The sequence below is a fragment of the Agrococcus sp. GCM10030265 genome (assembly GCF_042666675.1).
Taxonomy (GTDB): Bacteria; Actinomycetota; Actinomycetes; order Actinomycetales; family Microbacteriaceae; genus Agrococcus.
On sequence record NZ_JBHTCZ010000004.1, the window covers coordinates 221344 to 238997 of the forward strand.

At 75.0% G+C, this 17654-nt stretch carries 14 protein-coding genes and 1 tRNA gene; 5 read left to right on the plus strand and 10 right to left on the minus strand.

Going from position 1 to position 17654, the window contains the following annotated elements:
- Nucleotides 1–73: 73 nt before the first annotated feature.
- From ACFQPP_RS12780 to ACFQPP_RS12800, 5 genes are all read left to right on the plus strand, one after another.
- Nucleotides 74–1030 (plus strand): hypothetical protein, encoded by a 957-nt coding sequence (locus tag ACFQPP_RS12780; RefSeq protein ID WP_376917021.1) that lies wholly within the window; start codon nucleotides 74–76, stop codon nucleotides 1028–1030.
- Nucleotides 1031–1084: 54 nt separating this feature from the next.
- A tRNA-Ala gene (locus ACFQPP_RS12785) sits at nucleotides 1085–1160 on the plus strand.
- Nucleotides 1161–1254: 94 nt separating this feature from the next.
- Complete coding sequence (galU, locus tag ACFQPP_RS12790) at nucleotides 1255–2148, plus strand: UTP--glucose-1-phosphate uridylyltransferase GalU (protein ID WP_376917022.1); 894 nt, start codon at nucleotides 1255–1257, stop codon at nucleotides 2146–2148.
- A 58-nt stretch (nucleotides 2149–2206) separates the two neighbouring features.
- Nucleotides 2207–2845 (plus strand): low molecular weight phosphatase family protein, encoded by a 639-nt coding sequence (locus ACFQPP_RS12795; protein ID WP_376917023.1) that lies wholly within the window; start codon nucleotides 2207–2209, stop codon nucleotides 2843–2845.
- Between the two features lie 46 nt (nucleotides 2846–2891).
- Entirely contained in the window at nucleotides 2892–4460 is a 1569-nt protein-coding gene (locus tag ACFQPP_RS12800) for a polysaccharide biosynthesis tyrosine autokinase (RefSeq protein WP_376917024.1), read from the plus strand.
- Nucleotides 4461–4467: 7 nt separating this feature from the next.
- Here the strand turns inward: ACFQPP_RS12800 and ACFQPP_RS12805 are convergent, their stop codons facing one another.
- The 10 genes from ACFQPP_RS12805 to ACFQPP_RS12850 are packed head-to-tail and all read right to left on the minus strand — an operon-like array spanning nucleotide 4468 to nucleotide 17645.
- On the minus strand, nucleotides 4468–5622 hold the full coding sequence (locus ACFQPP_RS12805) for a glycosyltransferase (protein WP_376917025.1): 1155 nt from the start codon (nucleotides 5620–5622) through the stop codon (nucleotides 4468–4470).
- On the minus strand, nucleotides 5619–6965 hold the full coding sequence (locus tag ACFQPP_RS12810) for an O-antigen ligase family protein (protein WP_376917026.1): 1347 nt from the start codon (nucleotides 6963–6965) through the stop codon (nucleotides 5619–5621). The genes ACFQPP_RS12805 and ACFQPP_RS12810 overlap by 4 nt, the downstream gene beginning before the upstream one ends.
- Nucleotides 6962–8227, minus strand: a complete 1266-nt coding sequence (locus tag ACFQPP_RS12815) for a hypothetical protein (protein ID WP_376917027.1) — start codon at nucleotides 8225–8227, stop codon at nucleotides 6962–6964. The genes ACFQPP_RS12810 and ACFQPP_RS12815 overlap by 4 nt, the downstream gene beginning before the upstream one ends.
- A 2-nt stretch (nucleotides 8228–8229) precedes the next feature.
- Nucleotides 8230–9360, minus strand: coding sequence for a non-hydrolyzing UDP-N-acetylglucosamine 2-epimerase (wecB, locus tag ACFQPP_RS12820; RefSeq protein ID WP_376917028.1), 1131 nt, complete (start codon nucleotides 9358–9360; stop codon nucleotides 8230–8232).
- Nucleotides 9357–10445, minus strand: coding sequence for an NAD-dependent epimerase/dehydratase family protein (locus tag ACFQPP_RS12825; protein WP_376917029.1), 1089 nt, complete (start codon nucleotides 10443–10445; stop codon nucleotides 9357–9359). Before ACFQPP_RS12825 ends, wecB begins: the two co-directional genes overlap by 4 nt.
- On the minus strand, nucleotides 10445–11488 hold the full coding sequence (locus tag ACFQPP_RS12830) for a polysaccharide biosynthesis protein (protein WP_376917030.1): 1044 nt from the start codon (nucleotides 11486–11488) through the stop codon (nucleotides 10445–10447). Before ACFQPP_RS12830 ends, ACFQPP_RS12825 begins: the two co-directional genes overlap by 1 nt.
- On the minus strand, nucleotides 11485–12846 hold the full coding sequence (locus tag ACFQPP_RS12835) for a glycosyltransferase family 4 protein (RefSeq protein ID WP_376917031.1): 1362 nt from the start codon (nucleotides 12844–12846) through the stop codon (nucleotides 11485–11487). The genes ACFQPP_RS12830 and ACFQPP_RS12835 overlap by 4 nt, the downstream gene beginning before the upstream one ends.
- Nucleotides 12847–12850: 4 nt before the next feature.
- Nucleotides 12851–13507 (minus strand): sugar transferase, encoded by a 657-nt coding sequence (locus ACFQPP_RS12840; protein ID WP_376917032.1) that lies wholly within the window; start codon nucleotides 13505–13507, stop codon nucleotides 12851–12853.
- The gene (locus ACFQPP_RS12845; protein WP_376917033.1) at nucleotides 13504–15690 is read right to left on the minus strand and encodes a DegT/DnrJ/EryC1/StrS family aminotransferase; all 2187 of its coding nucleotides are present in this window, start codon (nucleotides 15688–15690) and stop codon (nucleotides 13504–13506) included. The genes ACFQPP_RS12840 and ACFQPP_RS12845 overlap by 4 nt, the downstream gene beginning before the upstream one ends.
- A complete protein-coding gene (locus tag ACFQPP_RS12850; protein ID WP_376917034.1) occupies nucleotides 15687–17645 on the minus strand; it encodes a polysaccharide biosynthesis protein in 1959 nt (652 codons plus the stop codon). Before ACFQPP_RS12850 ends, ACFQPP_RS12845 begins: the two co-directional genes overlap by 4 nt.
- Nucleotides 17646–17654: the final 9 nt, after the last annotated feature.

Genomic DNA, 17654 nt, shown 5'->3' on the forward strand with positions numbered 1-17654 from the left:
AGTCTCGACCTGCATTCCGGGAATCGCCGCGCGCATCCCGGTGGCGGGCCGACGCCGGCCGTAGCGTGCTCGCATGCAGATGGCGGGGATGGGCACCACGGTGGTGTTCGCGCTCGCCGCGATCGTGTGGCTCGCGTACCTCGTGCCCGTGTGGGTGCGTCGCCGCGAGTACCTCGCGACCGAGCGCAACGCCGTGCGCCTGCAGCAGACGCTGCGCATCATGGCCGAGACGGCGGAGGCGCCGCCCGAGGTGCAGATCGCCGCGAACGCACGGGAGATCGCACGGCAGCAGAAGGTCGTGGCGAAGGAGGCACGCTTGCAGCAGGCCATCGCACGAGCCGCAGCGGTCGCGAGGGCGCGCGAGCTCGACGAGCAGATCAAGCAGGTCGAGCGGCAGGTGCGCGTCGCCGTCGCGGGCAGCGTCTCCCGCAGGCAGCGGCTGCGCCGCACGCGCCTCGCATGCACGCTCATGCTGCTCGCATCCGTCGGCGTCGGCGTCGCCGGTGCGCTGCTGCCGCAGGCGACGCCGCTGCTCGTGCTGGCGGGCGTGGTGCTGACGCTGTCGGTCGTGGGGCTCGTCGCCGTCAACCGCACGAACGCCTCGATCCGCGACGTCGCGCAGACGATGGAGCACGAGCGGATCGAGGCCGCGCGTGTCGAGCACGCCTCGGCGGCGCTCGACGCCGAGCTCGCATCCCGCGCGTGGACGCCCGTGCCCGTGCCGTCGCAGCGCACGACCCGCGAGCCGATCGACGTGCTGCGCGACCACGCGCGGCGCATGGTCGCGACGGGGGAGGTCGTGGCCGAGGTCACGCCGCTCGCGCCGTCGTTCGAGCAGCTCGTCACCGGCGAGGTCGACACCGACGACGGCGTGCCCGCCGCGCGCGAGCGGGTGGCGCAGACGCCCGCGCACGTGCCCGTCGAGGTGCCGGTGCCCGCGCGGCCGTCGCGCTTCGCGATCATGGGGCACGTCGACCAGGAGGACGCATCCCTCGACGTCTCGGCGGCGTTCCGACGCCGCGTCGGCTGACCCCGCCGTCGATTTCGCACGCGGCTGCGAAGCGGCTATGCTGAACGTCGGTCCGGGCCCGTGGCGCAGTTGGTAGCGCGTCTCGTTCGCAATGAGAAGGTCGGGGGTTCGATTCCCCCCGGGTCCACCACCGGAAGGCCCCGCCAGCAGGCGGGGCCTTCGTCGTGTCCGGCGACCGCGGGCCGAGGCGGGCGCGCACGGGCGGGCCGTCCGCGCTCGATACGATGCGAGGCGTGAGCAGCGTGACCAAGGCCGTCGTCCCCGCCGCAGGCCTCGGCACCCGATTCCTGCCGGCGACGAAGGCGCTCCCGAAGGAGATGCTCCCCGTCGTCGACAGCCCCGCCATCCAGTACGTCGTCACCGAGGCCGTCGACGCGGGCCTGCACGACGTGCTCATGATCACGGGCCGCAACAAGAACGCGCTCGAGAACCACTTCGACCGTGCGACCGAGCTGGAGGCGACGCTCATCGCGAAGGGCGACGTCGAGCGCCTCGCGAAGGTGCGCCAGTCGACGGGCCTCGCGCAGATGCACTACGTGCGCCAGGGCGATCCGCTGGGGCTCGGCCATGCCGTGCTGCGCGCGCGCCCGCACGTCGGCGACCAGTCGTTCGCCGTGCTGCTCGGCGACGACATCATCGACGCGGCCACGCCGCTGCTGCAGCGCATGCTCGAGGTGCACGCCGCGACGGGCATGAGCGTCGTCGCCCTCATGGAGATCGACCCCGCCTTCGCGCACCGCTACGGCATCGCGACCGTCGAGACGACGCTCGAGGACGACGTGGTGCGCGTGCGCGACCTCGTCGAGAAGCCCGAGGCGGGCACGGCGCCGTCGAACCTCGCCGTCATCGGCCGCTACGTGCTGCGACCGGAGATCTTCGACATCCTCGAGGAGACGCAGCCGGGCGTCGGCGGCGAGATCCAGCTGACGGATGCGCTGCGCGTCGCCGCCGCCCACGACGCCCACGGCCTCGTCGGCGTCGTCTTCACGGGACGCCGCTTCGACACGGGCGACCGGCAGGGGCTGCTCGAGGCGACGGTGACGCTCGCGAGCGAGCGCGACGACCTCGGCCCCGACTTCCGCGCCTGGCTGAAGGCGTTCGTCGCGACGCTCGACTGAGCCGCGCTCACGCCCGCGGGGGACGCGTCGGCGAGCCTCGCGCGCCTAGCATCGGCGCATGCCGCTGCCGAGCAGCCAGGGCGAGCGCCGGCGTCCGTCCGGCCCCTTCCGCATGCTCGTCGTCTGCACGGGCAACGTCTGCAGGTCGCCGCTCGCGGCTGCGGCGCTGCGCCGCGGGCTCGCGACGGATGCCGTCGAGGTGGCGAGCGCGGGGCTCGGTGCGCAGGAGGGCGCTCCGGTCGACGCGGCCGTGCGGGCGGAGGCGCGCCGTCTCGGGCTCGACGTCGACGCGCACCGCGCGCACCTGCTGCGCGCGGAGGATGCGGCGGCGAGCGACCTCGTGATCGTGGCGACGCGGCGTCAGCGCTCGGTCGTGGTCGACCTCGTGCCCGCCGCCATCCAACGCACCTTCACGCTCCTCGAGCTCGATGCGGCGCTCGCGCGCGTCGACGCCGCGGAGCTGCCGGGGGATGGCGGGGCCGTCGCCCGCCTCGCCGCGACGGTGCGCGCGGCGGCGCGCGCCCGTGGGCCTGCGGTGCGCGGCGTCGACGTCGACGTGCCCGATCCGCACGGCGGCTCGGCGGCGCTGCACCGCGCCGTCGCCGACCTCGTCGAGGCGGCGGCGTCGCGCATCGCGGCGAGGGTGGGGACACTCGCGCGGATCCACCCGCCCGATGAAGGCGAGGATGTGTCATGATCAGCGCAGCGGACGCCGTCGCCCGCGACGGCCCACGGAGGTGCTCATGGAGCTCACCGACCTCGTCAGGATCCTTCGCCGACGCTGGCTGCCGATCGCCATCGCAGGCGTCGTCGGCATCGGCGCCGCGAGCGCGGTCTCCGCGCTGCAGACGCCGTCGTACGAGTCGTCGACGCAGGTCTTCGTCTCGACGCAGACCGGCGAGACGAGCGCCGAGCTCGCGCAGAGCAACGCGTACACGCTGTCTCGGGTGCTGACGTACGCCGAGCTCGCGAGCAGCGAGCGCGTGCTCGCCGCCGTCGTCGACGGCCTCGCGCTCGACGTCGACGCCCGCGACCTCGCGAGGCGCATCGCCGCCGCGCCCGTGCCCGACACCACGATCATCCAGATCACGGCGTCGAGCCGCGACCCGCAGGAGGCTGCCGAGATCGCGAACGCGACGGCGACGAGCCTCGCCGCCGTGGTCGACGAGATCGAGGGCACCCCGACGCAGGACAGCCCCGTACGCCTCACGACCGTCGAGGAGGCGCGACCCCCGGAGGCGGCGAGCAGCCCGCAGTGGCCGCTGAACCTCGCGCTCGGCGGGCTCGCGGCGCTCGCGATCGCCACGGCCGTCGTCGTGCTGCGCGACGTGCTCGACACCCGCATCCGCACGCCGCACGACATCGAGGTCGCGACCCGCCATCCCGTCATCGGCACGATCGCGCTCGACGAGCGCGCTGGCGAGCGTCCGCTCGTCGTGCACGAGGCCCCGCAGGACTTCCGCGCCGAGGCGTACCGCACGTTGCGCACGAACCTGCTCTTCGTCGAGGTCGAGGGCGGTCGCCGCACGTTCGTCGTCACCTCCTCCGTCGCCGCCGAGGGCAAGACGACGGCGACGGCGAACCTGGCGATCGCGCTCGCGCAGTCCGGGCAGACCGTGCTGCTCGTCGACGCCGACCTGCGCAAGCCGAAGGTCGCGGCGACGTTCGGCATCGAGGGGCAGGTGGGGCTCACGACGGTGCTCATCGGCGATGCGACCATCGAGGATGCCGTGCAGGACTGGGATGGCACGGGCCTCTTCGTGCTGCCGTCGGGACGCGTGCCCCCGAACCCCAGCGAGCTGCTGGGGTCGCGTGCCATGGAGGCGCTGCTGCGCGAGCTCGAGGCCGAGTTCGACTGGATCCTCGTCGACGCGCCGCCGCTGCTGCCCGTGACGGATGCGGCGGTGCTCGCGACGCGGACGGCGGGTGCGATCGTCGTCGCGGCGGCGGGGAGGACGACGCGCGGCCAGCTCGACGGCGCGCTCGCCCGGCTCGCGAGCGTCGACGTGCGGGTCGCGGGCGTCGTGCTGACGATGGTGCCCACCTCGGACGGCCACGCGTACCGGTACGGCTACGGCCACGGCTACGGGGAGCCCGCCCCGGCGGACGCCGCAGAGGCACCGGCCGCCCGCGACGCGGCGCCCGCGGCGCGCGCCGCCGCTCGGCCTGCGGGCGGTGCTCGGCCCGCGCGCGCCGCGCGGCCCGTCGCGCGCGAGCCCGACGGTGCCGCGTCGCAGGCGCAGGGTGCGCAGCCGCGACCCGAGGCCGCGGAGTCCGGCGCCCGCGCCGGCACGGCGCCGGACGCGGGCTGACGGCGGCTCAGCGGCTCGGCGCGCGCTGCGTGAGCGTGAGCGCGAGCGAGAGCACGTGCGGCGCCGCCTCGGCGCGCCAGCGATCGAAGGCGTCGGCGGCGCGCGTGCGCCGCAGGGTCCGCTCCCGCGGCCCCATCCGCGCCCACGCGCCGAGGCACCGCGCCCACGCGTCGACGTCGAGGGCGTCGACGACCTCGCCGGCGCCTGCGCGCAGCCGCGGCGTCCACGGCGTGGTGTCGGCGAGCAGCACGGGACAGCCGACCGACAGGGACTCGGCGACGACGTGGCCGAAGTTCTCGAACGCGGTCGGGAAGGCGAACAGGTCGTGGCCCGCGAACGCATCGCGCACCGCGTGCGGCTCGAGCGGGCCGTGCAGCGTCACGCGCCCGCGCATCCCCGGGCGTGCTGCCGCGGCCCGGCACCGACGCGCGTAGGCCGCGTCCTCCTCGATCCCATGGACGTCGAGCGTCCACGGCTCCTCGACCGACGCGAGGGCCTCGAGCAGCACGTGCAGGCCCTTGTTGGGCACGAGCCTGCTCACGAAGACGAGCCGCAGCGGACCGGATCCCGCCCGCGACCGCTGCGCCCGCGCGGGCAGCGCATGGTCGTCCTCCCGCACGACGATCGCCGCGTCGTCGCCCATCGCGCGGCGCACGTCGGCGGCCTCGCGCTCGGACGACGCGTGCCACAGCACGCCGCGGTCGAGACCCGAGGCGGCCGCGAGGCGCAGGAAGGCGCGCTTCCTGCCGGCGTGGATGACGAGGGCCCCCGGGCTCAGCTCGCCGCGCGGTGCGAGCAGCACCGGCAGCCCACGACGCCGCGCCCAGGCGCGAGCGAGGATCGAGAAGACGGGATCGAAGCAGCCGTTGACGTAGACGAGGTCGGGCGTCGGCGCGCTCGAGAGCGCGCGCAGCACGCGGTCCGGGCGCCGACGATCGACGTACCGCACGCGCGCTCGCCCCTCCGGCAGCCATGACTCGCCGGGCACCGGCAGCCGCTCGGACGCGCCGAGGTCGCGATCCGCGCAGACGACCGCGACCTCCACGTCGTCGGGCGCCGAGGCGACGAGGGATGCGAGGGTGCGGATCGGTCCGCCGCCGCGGAACGCGGGCGGGTACAGCGGCGCGACCACGAGCACCCCGCGCATCGGCGCGCCGCTCATCGAGCCACCAGCCGTCGCGCGTCGGGCACGGTCGCCCCTCGGCGGGCGGCGTCGTCGAGGCCGAGCAGCGCGGCGACGCCGAACCAGAACAGGTAGGGGAAGGGCTGCCCCGTGCCGAAGACCCCGGACTCCGACACCTGCGCGACGATGCCGGCGGCCACGAGCCCCGAGAGGGCGGCGGGCACCGCATGGGCACGCAGGCGGAGCATGGGCGCGACGGTCGCGGCGTAGGCGACGACGAGCAGCGCAGCGGCCAGCAGCCCGCCCTCGACGGCGACCTGCAGCACGCTGCCGTGGAACGATTGCGCCAGCTCGCGCGTCGCGCCCGCGCGGTGCGCGCCCGCGAGCACCGCCTCGGTCGTGCCCCATCCCCATCCGTGCGGCCGTGCCGCGATCGCGTCGACGGCCGCAGCCCAGATGCTGCTGCGTCCCGAGAGCCCGTCGCGGTCGGCCGCGTCGCCGAACCGATCGAGCGCGAGCCGCAGCGGGCTCGGGCCGAGCATCGTCGCCGCGCAGCCGGTCGCCACGACGAGGCCCACGACCGCGACGACGCCGCGCGCGCCCGCGAGCACCGCCATCCATGCGACGCCGACCGCGACGGCGAGCAGGGCCGTGCGCGACTCCGACAGGACGATGGTCGCGACCGAGGCCGCGAGGCACGCGACCGCCATCCAGGATCGCCGCCGCCGCAGCACGACGAGCGAGAGGAAGATCGCGAGCGTGGACACCTGCGCCGCCATGTTCGGGTTGGCGAGCAGCCCCTGGAAGCGCCCGCCGTACGGCAGTGGCACGAGGCCGAGCGCGTGCCCCGCGAGGCCCGCGGCGAGCACGGCTGCGACGACGGCGACGACGACGCGGACGTCGCCGACGACGACGTCGGCGTCGCGCCACCGGCGCCGCGACGCGAGCGCGACGACGGCGACGAGGATCCACAGCAGCAGCGCCTGCTCGAGCGTCGCGGCGACGTCGATCGACCACAGCGCCGTCGCGGTCGCGACGCCGGCGATCGCGAGCAGCGCGCCGAGCAGCCACCGCTGCGACCGCGACGGCTCGCCGGCCGGTGCCGGCTCGCGCAGCACGGCGACGACGAGCAGCGCGAGCGCCGCGAGCCGCCCGTACGTCGACGCGGCGGCCCACGCCTCCACCGTCGACGCCGCCCCGAGGGTCGTGAGCAGCACGAGCCCGAGCGCGAGCCGCAGGACGCCCTGCCGCGCGAGCCACAGGGCGCCACCCAGCGCCGCGACGGCGGCCACGGCGATCGGCCCGAGCCCCGCAGCGACGAGCGCCGCGCCACCCGCGCCCGCGACGACGACGACGAGCGTGCCGCGGGCGTCGCCCCTCACGGTCCGCTCCCGACGCCCACGCCCGCAGGCGCTCGACGCGAGGCCGCGGCGACGCCCACGAGCACGACCGCGAGGCCGACGACGCTGCCGGCCAGCATGACGACCGGCACGAGCGCGAACGACGCCGCGGCCGCCGCGAGGCCCGCCGTGCCGCCGAGCACCACGACGCATGCCGCGAGCCGCGCCGCGACCATCGCCACGCCGACGTCGCGCACCTTCAGCTCGAGCGAGACGACCGCGATCGCAGCGGCCACGGCGTACTCGGCGCTCACGATCGGGAGGATGGCGCGTGCGCCCGACCACGTCGAGCCGAGCACGGCCTCCCCGATGGAGGAGGGGATGCCGAGGAGCAGCACCGTCCACGCGAGCTGCGCGATCCAGACGGCGCCCAGCACGACGCCGAGGATCCTGCGGCGCCGATCCTCGGGCACCCCGACGAGACGGCCGAGCACGGCGAGGTCGAGCAGGGCGAGCAGCAGGTTGACCGGTCCGAGCAGCGTGCCCGCGCCGAGGAGGCTGCCGCTCGCCGCCGCCGAGAACCCCGCCGCGACGAGCGTCGACAGGGCGAGCGCCGTGCCGCTCGCCAGCAGCGCGACCACCGTGGCACCGCTGCGGGCTCGACCGCCGGTCGCCACAAGGCGCCGAGCGTGCCGGAGCGAGAGCGACGGAGGCACGAGGCACAGCCCGACCGCAGCGCTCGCCGCGACGATGGCGAGCCACGCGAGCAGCACGCCGCCCGGTGGGAGGGACGCGGGTGCGACGAGCAGGAGGCCGACGCCGATGAGGCGCGCGGCATCCGACGCGAGGGCGCGCACCGGTCGGCCGCTCGCGACCGCCGCGTAGCGCGTGAGGTCGTGCAGGCACGCCAGCACCGCGGCGACCGCGACGACGAGGAACGTGCCGCCGTCGGCTGGGGTGCCGAGCAGCGAGAGCGCGGCCGGCAGCGCGACGCCCACCCCCGCGACGACCACGGGCGCCGCCGCCACGACGAGCAGGCATGCGCCGCCCAGCAGGCGCCGGCGCTCGTCGGCGGCGAGCGGCGTCGACAGCGCCACCGGCATGCCGAGCCACGCACGGCAGCACGCGAGCGCCACGACGAGCGCGGCGTACGCGATCGCGAAGCCGCCGAACGCCTCCGGCGTCAGCCGCTGCGCGACGGCCACGACCATGAGCAGGCTCGCTGCGCTCGCGACGGCCTGGTCGGCGAGCGTCGCGCCGGCGGCACCCGCCGCGGCGCGCCACGAGCTCGACGAGGGCCGCACGGTCAGCGCCGCAGGCCGGCGCGCGCGCGATGCGTGCGCGCGCTCGAGAGGATGAACGACGCGACGCGCCTCGACACGTCGGTCGCGGCGTAGTCGGCGGGAGGCGCAGCCGCGCCCAGCCGCGCGTGCATCGCGAGGGTGGCCCGCACCGCATCGAGCACGGCATCCGGCTCGACGCCGCAGCATACGATCCCGCCGACGTCGAGCGCCTCCGGCCGCTCGATCGCGTCGCGGAGGGTGACGGCCGGGAAGCCGAGGATGCTCGACTCCTCGGCGATCGTGCCGCTGTCGGAGAGCACGATGCGCGCCGAGCGCTGCAGCCGCACGTAGTCGTGGAAGCCGAACGGCGGATGCAGGGTGAGGCGGCGTTGCAGCTCGGGCTCCTGCTCGGCGAGCCGCGCCCGCGTGCGCGGATGCGTCGACACGAGCACGGGCGCGTCGAGCTCGTCGGCGACGGCGTCGAGCGCGAGGAGGGCCCGGCGCAGGCGTGCGGGATCGTCGACCGTCTCCTCGCGGTGCATGCTCACGAGCACGTAGCCGCCCTCGGCGACGCCCTGTCGCTCGAGCACGTCGCTCGCGTCGACGCGCGAGCGGCTCGCCGCCAGCACCTCGCGCATGGGCGAGCCGGTGACGAGGATGCGCGACGGATGCAGGCCTTCCGCGAGCAGGTTGCGGCGCGCGTGCTCGGTGTAGGCCAGGTTGTAGTCGGCCACGTGGTCGACGAGCCTGCGGTTCGTCTCCTCCGGCACGTTCTCGTCGAACGCGCGGTTGCCCGCCTCCATGTGGAAGACGGGCACGCGCATGCGCCTGCCCATGACGGCGGCGATGCAGCTGTTCGTGTCGCCGAGCACGAGCAGCGCGTCGGGCCGCTCCTCGTCGAGCACGACCTCGATGCCCGCGAGGATCGTGCCGAGCGCCGAGCCGAGCGTCGACGTGTCGGCGTGCAGGAAGCGGTCGGGCGGGCGCAGCGCGAGGTCCTCGAAGAGCAGCTCGTTCAGCTCGTAGTCGTAGTTCTGGCCGGTGTGCACGACGACGTGGTCGACGAGGTCGTCGAGCAGCCGCATCGTCGGTGCGAGGCGGATGATCTCGGGGCGCGTGCCCACGACGGTGACGACCTTGAGGCGCGCGGTCACGGCAGCACCCGCTCCGGGATGGTGTCGGGCCGCTCGGGATCGAAGGGGTCGTCGGTCCAGAAGGTGGCGACGAGAGGTCCGTCGCCGGTGTTCTCGATGCTGTGGCTCCACAGCGTCGGCATGTCGACGGCGACCGGGTCGTCGCCGTCGACGGGGATCGCGACGACGTCGGCCGAGAGGATGCGGCGCAGGCGGATGGTCGCGCGGCCCGACACGACGACGAAGCGCTCGAACTTGCGGCGGTGGAAGTGGTCGCCGCGGGTCACGCCGGGCGCCGTCGTCGAGGCCGACGACTGCCCCGTGCCGCCACGCGCCCGCACGAGCTCGACGAAGGAGCCGCGCGCATCGGCGCGACGGCGCAGCGCGATCGCGGGCCTGCGCGCGACGACGTGCGAGCGGTAGGCGTTGAAGAGGTCGCGGTCGAGGCGCTCGGCGATGTCGGGCACGTCGCCCGCGTCGTAGGCGTCGGCGATCCGCTCGAGCCGGGCGAGGACGCCGGAGACGACCTCGCGATGCAGGCGCAGCGATGCGCGCTCGTCGCCGAGGAGGAGGTCGGCGGCGTCCTGCGCGTGCAGCAGGTCGAGCGCGCGATCCTCGTGGACCTCCGGCCGCCCGCCCGTGGCGAGCAGGTGGCAGAAGGTCGCGACGACCGAGTTCGTGAACGGGCGGCCGTGCTCGCCGAACAGGTTCGGCAGCCGATGCTCGACGAGGCGTGCGCCGACCGCGTCGGCGGCCTCGCGCAGCACGTCGCCCGCCCGCTCCTTCGCGACGCCGTACGCGGAGCCGTTGCCGACCTGCGTCGTGCTCGCGTAGGTCACGCTCCGCGGCGGCTGCGTCGTGCGGCGCAGCGCCGTGGCGAGCCGCTCGGCGAGCATGCGGTTGCCCTCGCGCACCGCGTCGTCGGATGCGCGGTGCACGCCTGCGAGATGCAGCACGGCGTCGGCACCGTCGAGCGCCGCAGCGACGCCCCGCTCGTCGACGTCGTCGCCGAGGGGCACGGGCGTCGCCTCGACGCCCGCCTCGAGCAGCGCGGCGCGCACGTGCAGCCCGAGGAATCCGCCGGCGCCCGTGATCGCGACCCGCATCAGGCCACGCTCCGCAGGACGCCGGCCGTCGCGAGCTCGGCACGGATCTCGGGGAGCGTCAGCAGCAGCGCTTCGACCTCCTCGACGCTCATGCGCGGCACCGTGTGGGAGTCGTAGTCGAGGAACTCCGCCTGCCGCGCGTCGCCCTCGTGCACGTAGAGGCTGTAGTTGAGGTCGCGCGCATCGGCGGGGATGCGGAAGTAGTCGCCCATGTCGACGGCCTTCGACAGCTCCTCCCTGCTCGCGAGGGCCTCCGACACCTTCTCGGCGTGCCGCGTGCCGATGATGTCGATCCTCGAGTCGGAGCGGAAGAGGTGCAGCATCGCCGTCGCGAGGTCGGCGATGGTGCACGCACGCGCCTTGCGGATGAAGAGGTCGCCCTGCAGCGCATGGTGGAAGGCGAACTCGACGAGGTCGACCGAGTCGGCGAGCGACATCATGAAGCGGGTCATGTGCGGGTTCGTGATGGTGAGGGGCCGCCCCTCGCGCATCTGCGCGAGGAAGAGCGGGATGACCGATCCGCGCGAGCACATGACGTTGCCGTAGCGCACGCACGCCATCGTCGTCGCCGTCGTCGGGTTGTTGAGGCCGTGCGAGCGGGCGACCTTCTCCATGAGCGCCTTGCTCATGCCCATGGCGTTCACCGGGTAGACGGCCTTGTCGGTGCTGAGGAACACCGCCGAGCGCACCCCGGCGCGATCGGCCGCGCGCACGACGTTCTCGCTGCCCTGCACGTTCGTGCGCACGGCCTCCATGGGGAAGAACTCGCACGAGGGCACCTGCTTGAGGGCGGCGGCGTGGAAGACGTGCTGCACGCCCCGCATCGCCTTCGCGACGCTGCTCGCGTCGCGCACGTCGCCGATGTAGAACCGCAGCCGCCCGTCGCCCATCGTGCGGCGCATGTCGTCCTGCTTCGCCTCGTCGCGGCTGAGGATGCGCACCTCGCCGACGCCGTCGCGCAGCAGTCGTGCGGCGACGGTGCGGCCGAACGAGCCGGTGCCGCCCGTGATGAGGACCGTGGCGTCCTCGAAGCCCGTCGTCATCGTCGGCCCGCCGTCTGCCGCGTGCGCGACGGCACGCGGAGGCGTCCGCCGACGACGGCCGGTCGCGCAGCGAGGACGGTGGGCAGCGGGGCGGTCGCCGCCCGCTCCCGCACGGCGGAGCGCAGGATGGCCTCGATGGCGTCGACGCCGGAGGCGAGGCACATCGACCGCTCGTAGGCGTCGCGAGCCCGATGCGACATCGCGCGTCGGTCGGCGTCCTCGAGGTCCATGGCCTCGCGGAACGCCGCCGCGATGCCCTCGGCGTCGGCGGTCGGGGCGACGACGCCTGCGCCGAGCTCACCGATGAGGTCGGATGCGGCGCCGGGCGCCGCCGCCACGACCGGCAGGCCGTGCATGAGGCTCGTCGGCAGCTTCGACGGCACCGTGGTGCGCAGCGCGGGCGACTCGGCGAGCGAGACGACCTGGAAGTCGTGGTCGCGGTAGACCTCGGCCATCCGCTCGCTCGAGACGCGGCCGCGGAAGCGCACCGAGCGGAGTCCGAGCAGCGTCGCGAGCGCGCGCAGCCGATGCTCGGCGGTGCCGGCGCCGTACACGTCGAGCGAGAAGCGCGGGTCGGCGTCGACGAGCGCCGCGGCGCGCAGCACCTCGTCGAGCCGCTGCGCGTCGCCGAGGTTGCCCGCGTACAGGAAGGTCGTCGTGCGGCGGCCGCGGCGCGGCCGTCGCGGCAGCGCGGGCGTCTCGCGCTCCCACGCCCAGTTCGACACGGCGTGCACGCGCGAGCGGGGCGCGCCGCGGTCGACGAGCGTCGCCGCCATCTCGGCCGAGATGCCGATCGTCGCCGCCGCCTCGCGGTAGGCGAGGCGCAGCAGCGGCTCGAGCGTGCGAGCGATGGCGGTGCCGGTGCCGGAGCCCACGAACGAGGCGCCGAGGATCGCGTCCGGCCACAGGTCCTGCACGTGCAGCACGAAGGGCGGGCCACCCCGGCGGCGCCACAGCACCGGGCCGAGCGCCGGCGTCATCTGGGTCGCGTACACGTAGACGACGTCGGCCGACATGCCCAGGCGGGCCTGCACGGCGCTCGAGACCGCGAAGCTCGCGTAGCTCGCGGCGCGGGCGAGCGTGCGCTCCGAGCGGTCGACGAGCATCGGCACGCGGTGCACGGTGACGCCGCGCACCTCCTCGACGACGTGCGGGCGCTGCCTGTGCCCGTCGGCGAGCGTGCCGCTCGGGTAGCTGGGGAAGGTCGTGAGCACCCGCACGCGGTGCCCGCGGCGCTGCAGCTCCTCGGCGAGCAGCGTGGGGATCGACGCGTGCTCGGGCCAGTAGTACTGGCTCACGATGAGCACGCGGAGGCGTCGACCGGTCGGTGCGTCGACGAGCTCGGTGGTGGCATCCATCTGTTCATCCCCTCGGTGGTGGTGCGGGAGCGTCGCTGCTGCGGCGATCGCCCAGGTCGTCGATGTCGGCGGGCGTCTGGTGCTGCACGATGCCGTCGCGTCGCACGACGGCTCGGACGGTGGCGAGCAGGAGTCGGGCGTCGACGAGCGGCGAGACGGTCGCGACGTACTCGAGGTCGGCCTCGATGCGCGTCGACCAGGGCGCCGCGTCGCGATGCCGCACCTGCGCGAGCCCCGTGATGCCCTGCGGCACGGCCACGCGGCCGCGCTGCCTCGCGGTGTACCGCTCGTACTGGTCGGGCAGCGCGGGCCGCGGACCGACGAAGGCCATGTCGCCCACGAGCACGTTCCACAGCTGTGGCAGCTCGTCGAGGCTCGTCGAGCGCAGCACGCGCCCGAGCGGCGGCACGAGGTCCATGCCCGGCAGCACGTAGCCGCCGCCGAGCCGCTCGGCGTCGCGCACCATCGTGCGGAGCTTCACGATCGAGAAGGGCCGGCCACCCTGCCCGATGCGCTGCTGACGGAACAGCACGGGCCTGCCCATCGTGACGACGATGGCTGCGGAGGCGACGAGCAGCACGGGCGCGGCGACGACGAGGGCGCAGGCGGCGACGACGCGGTCGGCGACCGATCGCGCGGCGAGGTACCGTGCGGCGCTCATCGGGTCACCGCCTCGAGCTGCATGGCGATGCGCTGCATGTCGCGATCGTCGTAGCGGTGGTCGACCGGCAGCGAGAGCAGGTCGTCGGGCCAGGGCTCGCGGGCCGCGAACCCCGTGGGCCTCGGCCAGTGGATGGGGCAGTAGACGGCCGCGGCCGCCATCGCGGCCTGCGTCGCCGAGGGATCGGCGACGCGCACGGGCAGGTGCGAGGGCACCGAGAGGGCGTCCGGGTCGACGGCCGGTGCGATCCCGGCGCTCACGAGGGCGTCGGCGAGGACGCGGGCGTTGCGCACGCGTCGTCGCGCGAGCGCGTCGAGGTCGAGGGCGTCGAGCAGGCCGCGGCCGCGTCTGCTCGCGCGTCGCGGCAGGCGGTCGCGCTCGAGCAGCGCCATGGATGCGTCGAGCAGCATCCGCGAGTGGGGCGAGATGTCGTGCTCGGCGTCGAACGTCGTCATGGCGGCGTACCTGCCCGTCTCGCGGGATCGGCGCAGCGCGGGCGGGTCGGCGTCGGCGGGCAGGTGCACGTACGCCCCGTCGCTCGTCGGCAGCACCTTGCGCAGGCTCGCGTACGCGTAGTCGGCGCCCCACTGGTTCAGCGAGAAGGGCAGGTGCGTCTCGTCGGCGACGACCGGCACGCCGAGCGTGCGGATGGCGGCGACGTCGGCGATGTCGGCGTAGGTCGGCGCCGAGCCGAAGTAGCGCATGACGAGCACGGCATCCACCGCCCCGGCCTCCGCGAGCCTGCGGGCGTGACCGAGGTCGGGGGAGAGGTCGTCGAGCACCGGGTAGCGGTGCAGCGTCCAGCCGAGGGCGCGGTAGGGAGCGATCATGCTGTCGCAGAGGAAGCCGGGCAGGGCGATGCGACGCACCCCCGAGCGCTCGAGCAGCGACGCGATGAGCGCGATCGCCTGCCTGCCCGTCTCGACGAGCGCCGTCGCCTCTTTCCAGGGGCGCGCCACCGCGGCGCTCGCCACCGGGGAGGCCGCCGCCGTGCCGGGAGACGCCGCGCCGACGAGCACGGGGAAGTCCGAGCCGATCGGCTTCCGCAGCGACCGCGGCGCGAGGGCGGCGGTGAGCCCGTCGAGCACGCGCTCGACGCTCGCCTCGTCGAGCGACGATCCGCTCGGCAGCACGACGCCCGTGCGGAAGAGCCGCTCGCCGACGCCCGTCACGAAGGCACGGGCGTCGGCGAACGCCGGCTGCAGGTGCATGGGCTTCCACAGCGGACGCGTCTCGATGCCGCGCTCGTCGAGCGCCGCCCGCACCGCTGCGGCGTCGACGTGCGCGTGCCGCGGGTCGACGACGATGGCCGTGAGCCAGGCGTTGTCGCCGTCGTCGTGCTCGGCGCCGAGCAGCTCGACGCCGTCGATGCCCTGCACGAGCTGCCGGTAGCGGTCACGGATGGCGCGCCGTCTCGCGATCATCTCGTCGAGCCTGCGCAGCTGCGCGCGACCGAGCGCAGCGAGCAGGTTCGACAGGCGGTAGTTGAAGCCGACCTCGTCGTGCTCGTAGTGCTCGAGCGGCAGCCTCGCCTGCGTGGAGAGGTGGCGCACGCGGTCGGCGATGCCGTCGTCGCTCGTCAGCAGCATCCCACCGCCCGACGTCGTCATGACCTTGTTGCCGTTGAACGACACGATCGACGCGTCGCCGAACGAGCCCGCGGGTCGACCGCCGCGCGTCGAGCCGAGCGACTCGGCGGCATCCGAGAGCACGCGCATGCCGTGCCGCGCCGCGATGCGCGCGATGGCGTCGACGTCGGCGACGCGCCCGAGCAGGTCGACGGGCACGACGGCGCGCGCGGGCGTGCCCTCCCGCTCGAGGGCGCCCGCCGCCTCGGCGAGCAGCCGCACGTCGACGTTGCCCGTCGCGGGCTCGGCGTCGACGAGCACGGGATGCGCGCCGACGTAGGCGATCGCGTTGATCGTCGCTGCGAAGGTCATGGACGACGCGAGCACGCGGTCGCCCGGCCGCACGCCGAGCGCGAGCAGGCCGAGGTGCAGCGCGGCCGTGCCGGAGGAGAGGGCGACGCCGCGGCGCACGCCGACGCGTGCAGCGAGCTCTCGCTCGAACGCGTCGACGTCAGGGCCGAGCGGAGCGACCCATCCCGACCGCATCGCGGCGACGACGGCGCGCTCCTCGGCGCGCCCGACGTCGGGGGCCGAGAGCAGGATGCGCGTGCTCATCGCAGGGGCTCCGTCCGGTCGAGGTCGCGTCGGCGCAGCGCGGCGCCGACGAGGTCGGGGCGCGGTGCGAGGGGCGCAGGCGCGGGCTCACGCGCGGGCTCGCGGGCGGGCTCCGGCGCTGCGTGCCAGCGCGCATCCCAGACCGCCTTGTCGAGCAGCGACGCGTCGAGCGGGGGCACGGGGGCCTGCGTGATGAGCGGATGCCCGAGGCGCTCCCCGTGCTCGTCGGGCCCGACGAGCTCCTCGTGCAGCTTCTCGTGCGGCCGCAGGCCCGTGAAGACGATGTCGACGGGCTTGCCCGACATCGCGATCATGCGCTGCGCCACGTCGAGGATGCGCACGGGCTCGCCCATGTCGAGGATGAGCACCTCGCCCGGACGTCCGATCGCGGCCGCCTGCGCGACGAGCTCGCACGCCTCGGGGATGGACATGAAGTAGCGGGTGACGTCGGGGTGCGTGACGGTGACGGGTCCGCCCGCCTCGATGAGCGCCGCGAACACCGGCAGCATCGAGCCGCGGCTGCCGAGCACGTTGCCGAAGCGCACCGAGAGGAACCGGCCGCGCGCGCGGGTCGCGCTCGACGCGGTCAGCCGCTCGGCGAGGCGCTTGGAGTGGCCGAGGACGCTCGTCGGGTTCGCCGCCTTGTCGGTCGAGATGTTGACGAACGTCTCGACGCCCACGGACTCCGCGGCCGCGAGCACGGCCTGCGTGCCGAGCACGTTCGTCTTCCATGCCTCGTCCGGGTACTGCTCGAGCATCGGCAGGTGCTTGAGCGCCGCCGCATGGAACACGACCTCGGGCCTGCGGTCGGCGAAGATCTCGGCGATCGCCTCCGCGTCGCGCACGTCGGCCAGCACGACGTCGCGGCTCGCGAGGAGCCCGTTGCCATGCACGTCGAGCTGCACGGCCTGCAGCGCCGTCTCGTCGCGGTCGAGCATGATGAGCTCGGCGGGCGACCATCTGGCGAGCTGCCTGCACAGCTCGGCGCCGATCGATCCGCCGGCGCCCGTCACGAGCACCCGCCTGCCCGCGACGCAGCCGGCGACCCGCTCGACGTCCGTCTCGATGGGATGCCTCCCCACGACGTCCTCGATGCGCAGCCTGCGCAGGTCGGTGACGCCGGCCGCGCCCCGGACCATCTCGGCGAACGGAGGCATGACGAGCACGTCGAGGCCGAGCGCACGCGCCTGGGACTCGATGGCGCGGAGGAGCTCGGCGTCGGCGCGCGCGATCGCGACGACGAGGCGCGTCGCACCCGTGGCTCGCACCGTGTCGGCGAGGTCGGCGCGCGAGCCGAGCACCCGGACCCCGCACCGGATGGCACCGCGGAGCCGGGGGTCGTCGTCGACGAGCCCGACGGCCCGCAGCGGCGAGTGCTCGTCGGTGCGCATCCTGCGCACGAGGTGCGTGCCGGCGTAGCCGGCGCCGAGCACGAGCGCGGGCTCGGCCTCATGCGCCGGGCGGTGGCCGCTCTCGAGCAGCACCCGCAGGGTGTAGCGGGCGCTGCCCATGAGCAGCAGCGCGATGGGGCCGGCGATCGCGAGGGTGCTGCGAGGCAGGTCGATGGCGGGCGCGAGCGCGAGCACGGGCGCGCCGACGACGCAGGTCGCGACGATCGTGACGGCGACGAGTCGCGTGATCTCGTCGGCGCTGCCGTAGCCCTGCCTGCCGCGGTAGAGGCCGCCGACGACGCCGACGGCCAGCTGCGCGGCCACGACGGCGGCGAGCACGACGAGGATGCCGACCGGTCGCACGAGGCCGAGCGCGAGGTCGTCGCGCAGCCAGACGGCCAGCGGCACGGCGATCGTCCATGCGAGCGCGTCGCCCGTCATGGCGGGGGCGGGCCGCGCGACGCCGTCGCGCATGACGAGGCGCTCGGCGAGCGACCGTAGGCGCGTCGCGGGATGCGGGGCGCTCGCTCGACGCGGCGCCGGGATCGCGTCCGTCCACCGCATGGCACCCAT